At 44.5% G+C, this 12030-nt stretch carries 14 protein-coding genes; 10 read left to right on the plus strand and 4 right to left on the minus strand.

Features of this window, described 5'->3' with window-relative positions; genetic code table 11:
• Positions 1-56: 56 nt before the first annotated feature.
• Positions 57-1472, minus strand: a complete 1416-nt coding sequence (gene pyk / locus MKX75_RS01635; protein WP_062838171.1) for a pyruvate kinase — start codon at positions 1470-1472, stop codon at positions 57-59.
• A 113-nt stretch (positions 1473-1585) separates the two neighbouring features.
• Here pyk and MKX75_RS01640 point away from each other — a divergent pair, with 113 nt between their 5' ends.
• The gene (locus tag MKX75_RS01640) at positions 1586-2365 is read left to right on the plus strand and encodes an AraC family transcriptional regulator (protein ID WP_062838172.1); all 780 of its coding nucleotides are present in this window, start codon (positions 1586-1588) and stop codon (positions 2363-2365) included.
• 131 nt (positions 2366-2496) lie between these two features.
• On the opposite strand, the gene MKX75_RS01645 is transcribed toward MKX75_RS01640, so the two are convergent.
• The gene (locus MKX75_RS01645; RefSeq protein ID WP_145153828.1) at positions 2497-3168 is read right to left on the minus strand and encodes a phosphatase PAP2 family protein; all 672 of its coding nucleotides are present in this window, start codon (positions 3166-3168) and stop codon (positions 2497-2499) included.
• Between the two features lie 304 nt (positions 3169-3472).
• Between MKX75_RS01645 and MKX75_RS01650 the strand changes: the two genes are divergently transcribed.
• The 4 genes from MKX75_RS01650 to MKX75_RS01665 all read left to right on the plus strand — a co-directional run bounded on the left by MKX75_RS01650 (position 3473) and on the right by MKX75_RS01665 (position 5655).
• Positions 3473-4261 carry a CPBP family intramembrane glutamic endopeptidase gene (locus MKX75_RS01650; RefSeq protein ID WP_339168136.1) on the plus strand — a complete coding sequence of 263 codons (789 nt, stop codon included), beginning with the start codon at positions 3473-3475 and terminating at the stop codon, positions 4259-4261.
• Positions 4262-4402: 141 nt separating this feature from the next.
• On the plus strand, positions 4403-4639 hold the full coding sequence (locus tag MKX75_RS01655) for a hypothetical protein (RefSeq protein ID WP_036607962.1): 237 nt from the start codon (positions 4403-4405) through the stop codon (positions 4637-4639).
• 395 nt (positions 4640-5034) lie between these two features.
• Positions 5035-5235, plus strand: a complete 201-nt coding sequence (locus MKX75_RS01660; RefSeq protein WP_024633772.1) for a cold-shock protein — start codon at positions 5035-5037, stop codon at positions 5233-5235.
• Positions 5236-5427: 192 nt separating this feature from the next.
• Positions 5428-5655: a cold-shock protein gene (locus MKX75_RS01665; protein WP_017691121.1), complete on the plus strand. Its 228-nt coding sequence runs from the start codon at positions 5428-5430 to the stop codon at positions 5653-5655.
• A 244-nt stretch (positions 5656-5899) separates the two neighbouring features.
• Here MKX75_RS01665 and MKX75_RS01670 read toward each other — a convergent pair whose 3' ends face one another.
• Complete coding sequence (locus tag MKX75_RS01670) at positions 5900-6247, minus strand: hypothetical protein (protein WP_062838175.1); 348 nt, start codon at positions 6245-6247, stop codon at positions 5900-5902.
• Between the two features lie 164 nt (positions 6248-6411).
• On the opposite strand from MKX75_RS01670, the gene MKX75_RS01675 reads away from it, so the two are divergent.
• Positions 6412-7146, plus strand: coding sequence for a class I SAM-dependent methyltransferase (locus MKX75_RS01675; protein WP_339168139.1), 735 nt, complete (start codon positions 6412-6414; stop codon positions 7144-7146).
• 56 nt (positions 7147-7202) lie between these two features.
• On the opposite strand, the gene MKX75_RS01680 is transcribed toward MKX75_RS01675, so the two are convergent.
• Positions 7203-7847 (minus strand): GntR family transcriptional regulator, encoded by a 645-nt coding sequence (locus tag MKX75_RS01680; protein ID WP_076334254.1) that lies wholly within the window; start codon positions 7845-7847, stop codon positions 7203-7205.
• A gap of 321 nt (positions 7848-8168) precedes the next feature.
• Between MKX75_RS01680 and MKX75_RS01685 the strand changes: the two genes are divergently transcribed.
• The 4 genes from MKX75_RS01685 to rocF all read left to right on the plus strand — a co-directional run bounded on the left by MKX75_RS01685 (position 8169) and on the right by rocF (position 11978).
• Positions 8169-8990, plus strand: coding sequence for a transporter substrate-binding domain-containing protein (locus tag MKX75_RS01685; protein WP_339168140.1), 822 nt, complete (start codon positions 8169-8171; stop codon positions 8988-8990).
• Positions 8991-9013: 23 nt separating this feature from the next.
• On the plus strand, positions 9014-9670 hold the full coding sequence (locus tag MKX75_RS01690; RefSeq protein ID WP_339168142.1) for an amino acid ABC transporter permease: 657 nt from the start codon (positions 9014-9016) through the stop codon (positions 9668-9670).
• Between the two features lie 132 nt (positions 9671-9802).
• A complete protein-coding gene (locus MKX75_RS01695) occupies positions 9803-11023 on the plus strand; it encodes an ornithine--oxo-acid transaminase (RefSeq protein ID WP_339168144.1) in 1221 nt (406 codons plus the stop codon).
• Entirely contained in the window at positions 11013-11978 is a 966-nt protein-coding gene (rocF, locus tag MKX75_RS01700) for an arginase (protein WP_339168146.1), read from the plus strand. The genes MKX75_RS01695 and rocF overlap by 11 nt, the downstream gene beginning before the upstream one ends.
• Positions 11979-12030: the final 52 nt, after the last annotated feature.

Raw genomic sequence — 12030 nt, forward strand, 5'->3', positions numbered from 1 at the left:
GGTTTTTGTATTCCTTATTTATAGCTAAGATTATAGCTACAGTTTCAGCTATTTGATTAAACTTGTTGAACCTTGATCAGGTTTGTATTACCAGATTGACCGATTGGAACACCAGCGGACAATACAATGATGTCACCTTTTTCGATGTAACCTGTTTTGATTGCGTTACGAGTAGCAGACTCGAACATTTCATCCGTAGTGGTTACTTTGTCGCCCATGACCGGAATGACACCGGAGAGCAGGCAGATTTTTGCCAATACTTCTTCGTGTTGTGTAACTGCGATGATTGGTGCTTTTGGACGATACTTCGAGATCATGCGTGCTGTGAATCCACTCTCAGTCGAAGTGATGATTGCTTTTGCATTCAGTACGAGGGAAGAACTTACAGCGCCCTGACTGATAACTTCAGTAATATCAGCGATCTGTTGAGCCGATTTTTGTGCGAATTGCTCTTTGTAATCAATCATTGTTTCAGCTCGGCGAGCAACAGCAGCCATCGTGCGCACGGATTGTACCGGATATTTACCAGCAGCCGATTCACCAGACAACATCACAACGTCTGCACCTTGGAGTACGGCGTTCGCTACGTCACTTACCTCGGAACGAGTAGGACGCGGGTTCACTTGCATGGACTCAAGCATGTGTGTAGCTACGATAACCGGTTTACCAGCGCGGTTACATTTATCGATCATTTCTTTTTGCATCATTGGTACGTCTTCGATCGGTACTTCAACCCCGAGATCTCCACGAGCTACCATGATACCGTCAGATGCTTCAATAATGTCATCCAGGTTGGTCATACCTTCCTGGTTTTCAATTTTGGAGATGATCTGAACGTGGTCTACACCGCGTTCTTTCAAAATGCTGCGGATTTCACGGATGTCGTCGCCTTTACGAACAAAGGATGCTGCGATAATTTCGATATCGTTTTCGATCCCGAATCCGATGTGCATAACGTCACGCTCAGTTACACCTGGCAGTGTCGTTTTGATTCCTGGCAAGTTAACCCCTTTGCGTGGTTTCAGAATGCCGCCACTGATAATTTTACAATGGATATCGGATCCTTCCACGGACAATACAGTCAGATCCACAAGGCCATCATCGATGAGGATACGATCGCCAGGCTTCACAACGAGGTTCAGTTCTGGATAGTTTACTGAGATACGCTCAGCGTCACCGAGAATTTCTTCAGTAGTCAGGATTAGTTCTTTACCAGCTTGCAGGTGGCAGGATGCTTCTTTCAATTTGCCGATACGTACTTCCGGCCCTTTGATGTCCATCATGATTGGTACATAAGTATTCAGTTCGGAAGCTGCTTTACGGATATTGTTGATCCGTGTCACGTGATCTTCGAGTTCGCCATGAGCCATGTTCAGACGGGCAACGGTCATACCTTCCTGAATCATTACTTTCAACAATTCGATTGAGTCACAAGCAGGTCCCATGGTACAAATAATTTTTGTTTTTAACATGCTAATTTCCTCCTCATATTTTAAGCTTATATGTGTATTGTAGCGTTTTCTGTCGAAACAGGGTATGAACTATAGTACAATGATTAGAGTATAGTCCAGTAATGAGGTGTGTTATGGTCACTCCACTTGAAGTACGGCACATTAATGGTGTTGGTTGGTACGAAGAAGGTGTGCAATCCCATGAGACTTGGCGGCTTAGTTTGGTTACTTATGGAAAATGTGTATATTGGGTGAACGGTGATAAACAGATCATGGAAAAGGGTGAATTGCTACTCATTCCAGGTGGCGTCCCGTATTACGGCAAGAGTATTCCTACGGTAACGCACACGCAGATTGTGATTCAACTGCAACGCGACCATACAGAAGGTCTGCCTGCACTGGAGCGATATGAGGCTTTGCGGCATAAACCCGGTTGTTATGAACTGATTCATCAACGCATGAGTGCTATTTATCAACAATGGCAGGAGCGTCCGTCTTATTATGTCATGATGAGCCAAGCCTTATTGATGGAAGTGTTGATTTATATGAACAGGGAGCTGGATCGGGGAGTTATTCCTCCGGAGAGGCATATTCATGTGGAACGGATGAAGCGATACATTGAGCGGCATTATCGGGAGAGAGTGACGAAGGAAGAACTCGGAGACGAGATCAACAAGACACCCAATTATGCTGCTGCATTATTCAAAAGCATGACCAATCAGACCATCAGCCAATATGTCCATGATCAACGGATGAAAAGAGCGGTATATCTGCTCACTGAGTCACAACTCTCAATCCAGGAAATTGCCGAATTTCTCGGCTACCGGGATCTGTCCTATTTTTACCGCATATTCAAGCGTATAACAGGAAGTCCACCATCCGATCTGCTCCATGAACGCCCACCTATAGCATGAAACGCATAGTCCAACCCCAATAAGTTCTTCTATATAATAGGTTCAATTAAATCAGTACAAAAAAGAGGGCCTAGGCCCTCTTTTACTTTATGGCAGGATCATCATCCTACCTGTTACATATAATAATGTCACTATACATGACTGCTTGGATTAGAAGCCGTGAGTGGTTGTTTGCCTTTCTTTCGTGCCTGCCCAAGACGAACGGCAAAGACATGGACAGTCCAATACGCGGCCTCTGCAAATAAAATGCCTCCGGCGATGTCCAGCAAGGAATGCTGTTTTACAAATACCGTCGAAGCAATAATTAACCATAGCCATACCGACCAGGATATCCGTGCTAACGGCTTAAAGTTCAAGTGGCGGATAATGATAATGAACAGCAAGTAGCTGGTCAGAACGTGAACACTCGGGAAACAGTTAAAAGGCGCATCATTCGTATAGATAAACTGTACTAACACGCTGCTCAGATCGGTTCCGCCGACTTCGGGGCGTGGTACATGGGTAGGAAACACCGCAAAACAGACATTGGCAGCCATGACACCAACATTATAGGTAATCAGCGTACGCCAGAATAACGACTTGTTCGTCAGACCCAAATATAGAAAACCAAGATACAGAATGGGCATCCAGCTAATGTACGGATAAATAAATTCTTTGAGAAAAGGAATCTGTGTATCAATCCAGGCATAATTGTAGAAGACATCACTTCCGGTATTACTTCCTAGAAATACGTAAATGGAGCCTTGGAGCGGTATGCACAGAATAGCCAGTAAATGCCCCCAGCGCTGAAAGAATGCTTTCATAGTATCCCCCTGATTTCATTATGCATTGTGAAACTATCGTTATGGGTACTTCATAGATATATGACGTTGGAGAGTCGCCACACCCCTGCAGCATTGAACTCTTGTAATACTATAATGGACAGATTCAGGTATAAGCCATACCTGATTTTAGGGGAAAAGCAGTTAGGATAAGTCTCTTTTTTGTTACTTTTATAGTTTTATCCATAATAGGGATATTCAATATACGGGTGATGTGATACAACTATATTGACATATAAATTCATATGACAACGAAAAAAGTAAATGAAACGAGGTAGGCAAATGTATGATAAATCAGCAATCCGAGCCAAAACATTCCTTTTCTGAGCGCAGACCTGTGCTCACCGTCGTGATTATTGAGCTACTTCTCTTGTTAGCCGTATTTGCTGCAGGGGCCATTGCGACAATAAAACAACTGGACTACACTTCCCCTGTACTCATCTCCTTTACACCAATTGCAATTGTTCTGATCATCTATATGACGTTAAGGCGCAAGTGGGGAGAGACCGGATTCCGGTCCTTACGAAGTATCCCGGCAAACCATGCAAAGTATTATATTCCACTACTCCTTGTACTGGGTACACTTGCCCTGAAAGGATTTGGGGAGCTGAGCTTGTCCCGGGTAGCCTTTTTCATCTTTTTCACCGTGCTCGTAGCTTTTGTTGAGGAAACGATCTATCGTGGACTTATTTTCAAAACATTGCTTCAAAAAAGTGCAGTGGCCGCAGTTGTGACCTCCAGCATCTTGTTTTCAATTACACATCTCCTGAATGCATTGTCTGGTCAGAATCTGACGGATACGATCATGCAATTGGTCTATGCGCTGCTTCTGGGAGCTGCACTGGCGTTATTGATGCTGAAGAACGGAAATATTGTACCGCTTATTTTGTTTCATTTCATACATAATCTGATTCAATTCCTCGGGAATGACCTGGAGGATAGAGGAACACTTCCTTACGATCTGTTTATACTGGCGGTATTGATTGCATACTGTGTCTGGTTAGTGTGGAGTCACCGAAAGAATTCATCGATTCCTTCCAAAGGGAGTGAGCAGGCCAATACGGTTGTTCATTAAGGGAATTGCTTGGAAGTAGTTATCATACAGTTTCCCGTCAGCAGTTGGATCATGGTATACTTCAGTCTGGCGGGAAGACAGGTATGTTCAAGATACGAGGTATGCCTATCCGTACATTAGGTTCAGACAGTAGGTGATATTGTGGAAAAGACAGCACAAGGCGTAGCAGAATGGATGGTTCAGGAGATTAAATTCACAGGAACACTTCATCAGGAAGCTGCCATAGAATATGTGAAGACCCATTTCGGTGAAGAGTTTGTTTTTGTGAACGAGAACGGTAATACTTCATTGTCCAAGGAAGTGAAGAAAGCTTTCCGGAAGCTTCATCGTGGACAAATCGCCTGGGATCGGGATGCATTTATGTGGGCATGGACATAGTGTGTTACACTGTAGTAAGATGATTCTTTGGTTGTGTTGGATATGCATGTCAGAATTTTATATAAAAAATGTATAAGTTGGATTAGATCTGCATATCCTTTCATAAGACCGCGCACGAGCGACCAGGCACATAAGCGTGATAAACCCTGTCCCCGTGCTAGTTAATAACATGTATTTCCAAAGCTGTTTGAAAAGAAAATACAAAGATTTGCTTTTTGGCTGAATTGGAGTTATAATAAAAACAAGTTGTAGAGAGTGGAAAACCTAATTCATATATTGTAAAGGGCGATCACTTATAGGTTTATGACTGGTACCTTTTTCAATGTGTGAATTTTTATTTGCTTGCTGCAAAGAACAAAGGAACATGTTAATCTTTATTTGGAGGTGTAATTCACATGCAAAACGGAACAGTAAAATGGTTCAACGCTGATAAAGGCTTCGGTTTCATCGAAGTTGAAGGCGGAGAAGATGTATTCGTACACTTCAGCGCTATTACAGGCGAAGGCTTCAAAACGCTGGACGAAGGTCAACGCGTGCAATTTAAAATTGTACAAGGAAACCGTGGTCCTCAAGCAGAAGAAGTTGTAAAACTGTAATTAAAGCATAGCTGCCTTTAACATGTTATAATGGTAAAGGCAGCTTCTTTTTTTTGATCAGTTATATGTATGAAAGTCGGCCCAATAGTTGTCGAGGCAGAAGTTCAGTGGGACGTAAGACTTCCGCTAAGTAGTGTCTTCTGTGAAATAACGTCGGTTAGATGTTTTTCCATAACAAAGGGGGTAGAAGTCATGTATAATCGCAAAAAACCGTTGGAAGAGATTCCACAAGCTGATGCGGCAATCTGGGAGTGTACGAGTGATACGTGCAAAGGATGGATGCGGGACAATTTTGCGTTTGATAACGTACCTACTTGTCCGATATGTGCTTCTGAGATGGTCAGCACGACTAGGATGCTACCATTGCTTGAGAATTCGAATAGCAATCTGAAAACGATGCCTAAAGGAAATCGGATTTAACATAGCTTACCCGCCTCTAACGAGGTGTTTTTTTTTAGATTAAACAGACACCCTGTGCGAAGGTAAGGGTATTAAATATGAAGTTCCCGGCATTCGTTTTAGCGAATGCCTTTTTTTGTATCATTTTTTAACAGAAAGTGTATTGTAATTGACGTGAATCGTATGAAAAAGACAAAGACCCTTTTCGCTATAAGCAAAAAGGGTCTTTGTTATGACTATAGTTTTAACACGATCAGATTGGAGTTTAGATGAACAGGAATGGCAGCAGAAACAATGTTGCTACCAGAGCCAGATCGATCCCCGCTCCGTAGCCGTAACCCCCACCGTATCCCCCGTAACCATATGGACCGTAGGCCGAAGATTTAACTTTCTTTGTTGCAACAGCATTTTTCTTGCTGCTTTTGACCAGCTGCTGTTTGGATTTTACTGAACATAGCCGTGGTCCCTCGAAACACCCGTTCAAATAAACTTTGCCATCACGACATTGACTAAGCGTACCATACATATGCTTACCGTCGTTCATAACGAGACAAACGGAACGTCCAACGTGCGGAGAAACCGTTTCTTCACATACCGGATTAATTCTGTACATGCATATCCTCCTCATTAGATGCAGTTGCCGCTTGAATTCAACGGTTTGTATATCATAGTAAAAAGAAGACCAATTGGTATGGACGAGTACCCGGAAAATCAAATAGGGAGGAGCCGTTTTTGAATCTGCTCCATACACTGGGAGGAGTGAGGAGGGGATGGCGCGTGGATTATCATGACATGCTGGCTCGGTTAGGGGAGGGGAGTGCTCATCCCGGAGGATTTATGGCAACGATGAAGTTGCTGGATGGCTTATCTCTGCCTGGAGGTAATCATATCCTTGAGATAGGATGTGGCACTGGGAGGACCGCGTGTTACCTGGCTAAAAGTGGTTATCGGGTAACGGCGATTGATCTTCATCGCAATATGCTGGATAAGGCAGTTCGGCGAGCTAGACGAGAACGGGTGGATGTTCGATTTGTTCAGGCCGATGTAGCAGCGCTGCCTTTTCCAGAAAATCATTTTGATGTGGTATTCGTAGAATCGGTTACGATATTCACCCAATGGCCGAGTTCGCTTGCTGAATATAGAAGAGTGCTGAAGCCTGCCGGACTTTTGGTGGATCGGGAGATGGTTCTATCAGGCAGGAAAACCGAATTGATGAGCCGCAGGTTGAAGCAATTTTACGGTATACGAACTCTGGCAACAGTAACAGCATGGAAAAAACGCCTCACACAGAGTGGTTTCACCAAGGTCGAAGTCCAAGAGCAATCGCGATCCATGGGAAAATGGGGCGTGGATCATGATCCGCATCGGGAGATGGATATGACTTGGTTTGAGGATGAACGTATGCAGCGAATGAGTCGCACCAATGATCGCTTGCTCGCTAAATACGGCAATAAATTGGGATATGCTGTTTTTGCGGCTAGGAAACCGTTGGAGGTCAAAAAGGAAAGATAGGAAAAAGGCAACTCACAATAGTGTGGGTTGCCTTTGATTTGTTAGGATATCCGCTATTATAGCATATCGTTGTCAATAATCCGCCAGTGGTGCTTAAGTAGAGCTTCCAGTTGGTTTTTATCCTTGGATCGAAAAGCGCTTAAAATTTGACGATGCTCTTCATTAACTTCGAGTAGTACCTCAGATAGCTTTGGCTTATTATCACTAACATACGACTGCCGGATGAAGCTGTTCTTCAATGTGTTTAACATCTCAATCACTGTGGCGTTACCACATCGCTGGATATACAGGTTATGGAACTGATATTGGTTCTTGTTGTAGGAAGCGAGATCAAGCTGGCTGATATCTTCGTCCATTCGGACAACCAGAGTTTCCATCTCCAGTAGTTCGGATGGTTTGAGGTGGTCTGCTGCGAGTGTGGCAGCAAGTGCCTCCAATGCACCGATCGCTTGGGAGAACTCCAATTTTTTCCCTGCATCAAAAGGAGTGACAATAAATCCTCTGCGTGGGATGTATTGCAGCAGATTGTCTGAAGCCAGCTGGAAAAGGGCCTCCCGAGTAGGCGTGCGACTGATGTCCAGCTTTTTGCATATCTCGGCCTCGTTGATCTTCTGGTTGGGAAGCAGGGTCCCGTCCTGGATCTTCTGGGCAATGTAATCGTATACGTGATCTTTCAAGGACCGGTATTTAGGTACCTCCATACCGAATCCTCCTTTCTATGTATAGTGATAATTGGATGGGCGTGGGGCCGTGCTGTATGCGCCGTTCAGGAGTTTCAAGTTTTTATCATCTTAACACCGAGGGGGAAGTTGGGCAAGCAAACTTCATGTTTCAGGCGATGTAAGTGCTGTGTTATATATACTACATTTTATGGAATTAGAGCGTATAAATGTTTAAATAATGATTGTGATAAAGCAAATTGTTTGTTAGTATTACTTACATATAAGTCCATATATTGTCTTATGTATATTGTATACAAATTATTATGCTACTCATTCAAAAAAAGAATAGGGGTATGATGTGTGAAAAAAGTGCTTTTACCAATGATGCTGTTGTTAGTGGTTGTAATCATGTCTGCTTGTGGGCAGGAAAAAACGACAGGAACCGGATCGGACGCTGCTTCGTCTTCCGGAAGTGGCTCTGCGGAAAAGAAAGTAATTGTACTTGGAACCAGTGCGGACTATGCACCCTATGAATTTCATAAGAAAATCGATGGTAAAGATACCATTGTAGGTTTTGATATCGAGATTGCCAAAGCCATTGCGGCTGATTTGGGAGCCGAGCTGAAGATTGAGGACATGGACTTTGACGGCCTTCTTATGGCCCTTGGTACAGATAAGGTTGATTTTGTAATATCAGGCTTAACCCCTACCGAGGAACGGAAGAAGAACGTTGATTTTACAGACATCTACTATTATGCCGAGCAGGCTGTACTTGTTAGAGAAGGCGACGATGTGGCATTAAAGTCCGTGGATGATCTATCGGGCAAGCAGGTTGGCGTACAAAAGAGTTCCATTCAGGAAGGGATCGCTCAGGAAATAGAGGGAGCAAAGCTCACTTCTCTGGCTAAAATACCTGAACTGATTCTGGAGTTGCAGACGGGGCGCGTAGACGCACTCATTCTGGAGAAGCCGGTGGCTGAACAGTATGTGAATAACCAAGAGGGCCTTGTTGTTGCGGGTGTAGAGATTGAACAGGCTGAAGATGAGGGTGGTTCGGCCATCGCGGTGAAGAAAGGTAATCAGGAGCTGCTCGATCAGATCAACACTACATTGGAAAAACTCAAAACCAACGGAGATATTGAACGTTTTGTCGTTGAAGCCAATGAGATGCTCGGCGAATAAACCGGACGAGTGAGGGATATGCCGTGAATTTAGATTTTTCCTTTCTATTAGAACATTGGCAGGACTATGCACGAAGTGCGTGGGTGACGCTTGAGCTTTCCTTCTTCGGCGTATTGTTTGGTACGTTGCTTGGTGTGTTCATGGCACTAATGCGGATATCCCGAATATGGCCTATTAAATTTGTGGCATCGGCGTATATTGAACTGATTCGAGGGACGCCGATGCTGGTACAGATTCTTATTATTCATTATGGTCTGACGGTTATAGGTGTGAACTTGCCGGCATTTATGTCGGGGGTGGTAGCTCTAACCATGAATAGCTCAGCTTATATGGCGGAGGTGTTCAGGGCCGGGATTCAAGCGATTGATAAAGGACAGACCGAGGCTTCGCGCTCCCTCGGCATGACGCATGGGATGACACTTCGCTACATTATTTTGCCGCAGGCTTTTCGTAACATGCTTCCAGCTATCGGCAATGAATTCATTATTATCATTAAAGATTCTTCGCTTGTTTCCATGATCGGTATAGCCGAGATTATATACACGGCCAGAACGATTCAGGGGGTTACATTCCAACCACTTGCTCCGCTGCTTGTTGCCGCAGGTCTCTACTTTATAATCACATTCACACTGGCTAATTTATTGTCTTGGCTGGAACGTAAATTGTCTACTTCTCGCTAAGGGGAAGATACTTGGAAGAGAGTTGGAGTAGGCTGGCGTGGAAAATGAGAGATGTAGTCGTAAATGGTGATGGTATCGCATACATTGATATTGTATTTTGTATACAATATTTCGGAAAGGTGATGGGTGTGTATGTCGGATTCCAAAATGTTAATTGATTGGTCGGAGCGTTATGCTGCACCTAATTATCATCCGCTCCCTATTGTTATTGAACAGGCGGAAGGGATATGGGTGGAAGACCCTGAAGGCCGTCGTTATATGGATATGTTAAGTGCATACTCAGCATTGAATCATGGCCACAGACATCCTGTAATCATACAAGCGCTCAAGGACCAGGCAGATCTGGTTACGCTGACATCACGGGCATTCCACAGCAGCTCCGCTTCTCTTTTTTATCAGAAACTCTCACAATTTACGGGGAAATCGAAGATTCTTGCCATGAATACAGGAGCGGAAGCGGTGGAGACTGCGGTAAAGGCAGTGCGCAGATGGGCTTATCGTTGCAAAGGTGTACCGGAGAATCAAGCCGAAATCATCGTATGCTCTGGTAATTTTCATGGAAGAACGCTAACGGTAACTTCCTTTTCTTCTTCAGCGGAGTATAAAAAAGATTTCGGACCGCTCACACCTGGATTCCGGATTATTCCCTATGGAGACATTGAAGCGCTGAAGCAGGCCATTACGCCAAATACGGCTGGCTTTCTTGTAGAGCCTATTCAGGGCGAAGCTGGAATCGTTATCCCGCCTGATGGATATTTGGCAGAAGTTTTTGCTCTGTGTAAGAGTCAGCAGGTGTTGACTGTGTCTGATGAGATCCAGACCGGATTTGGAAGAACGGGTCGCCGTTTTGCCTCCGACTGGGAAGGGGTAAAACCAGATATCTGGATTATGGGCAAAGCGCTGGGGGGAGGAGTCATGCCTATCTCGGCTATCGCTGCTGATGCAGAAATACTGGATTTGTTTGAACCGGGGTCTCATGGTTCTACGTTTGGAGGGAATCCACTCGCCTGCGCCGTGGCTATAGCGTCTCTGAAAGTTTTTGAAGATGAAAAGCTCGCTGAGCGATCAGAGCGATTAGGGAACTATTTTATGAAAAGACTTCGTGATATTCGGAGTTCAGTTATACGGGAAGTTCGAGGCAGAGGGTTATTTATAGGTGTTGAGCTACATGAGTCAGCACGTCCCTATTGTGAGCGATTGATGTCTGCTGGTTTGCTATGTAAAGAAACCCATGAGACGACCATTCGCTTTGCTCCACCACTGACGATTATGGAGTCCGAGATTGATTGGGCAATGGAGAGAATTGAGCAGGTATTGATCAACAATGAGGGAGCTGACCTACATGAAAAATGACGAGGATGTCCATGGTGGAATAAAAGATACTTCTAATGATACAAGTCAAACATCTGTGCAACGTAATGTTGCTATCATTAAGGTTCCTTTTGGACTCGGTGGAGCAAGAGGTGGAGCGGAGTTAGGGCCCGATGAATTGATTACAGCTGGACTGAAGCGGGAGATCGCGAGTCTTGGGTTAGTGCTTTCCAAAGAAGTGCGGGTAGAGTGTCCTTCTGAACCTGCTGTCTCTGCTGGGCGTAATCGTGTGAAACACTTAAATGAGGTACGCCAAGTCAGTGAGAAGGTGTGTCATGAAGTATCGGTTGCTGTAAGGGAAGGAGCCTTTCCGCTTGTACTTGGAGGAGACCATAGTGTAGCGATTGGCACTTTTGCCGGGTTAACTGCGCACTATTCGAATTTGGGTGTGATCTGGTTTGATGCGCATGCAGACTTGAATACGGAAGAACGCAGTTTGTCTGGGAATATGCATGGGATGAGTGTGGGTGTAGCCTTGGGGCATACTGCTTATAATCTGTCGCATATTGCTGGAGCAGGAGCGTTTATTAATCCAGCTAATTTAGTCTATATTGGACTGCGTGATCTGGATGAGTATGAGAAAGAACAGATTAAAGGACTGGGAATCCGAGCATTTACGATGCATGATATTGACCGGATGGGAATACAGCAGGTTATTGAGCAAGCAAGAGCTACAGCGGGACAAGGGACAGATGGTATTCATGTCAGCTTCGACATGGATTGTTTGGATCCGCGGGAAGCTCCGGGTGTGGGCACCCCAGTACCTGGTGGTCTGAATTACCGGGAGGCACATTACGCATTGGAGATACTTGCTTCCACAAATCAAGTTACGTCCATGGAACTGGTGGAAGTGAATCCGTTGTTTGATCATAACAGACATACAGCAAGGCTTGGCGTGGAATTGATCGCTTCGTTACTTGGTAAGCGCATATTGTGAGCGTTGAGAAGAGAAGTGTATGTCGTGCTTGAGATAAGTTTTTCTTCTTTAT

Source organism: Paenibacillus sp. FSL R5-0341 (assembly GCF_037975235.1).
Lineage (GTDB): Bacteria > Bacillota > Bacilli > Paenibacillales > Paenibacillaceae > Paenibacillus > Paenibacillus amylolyticus_A.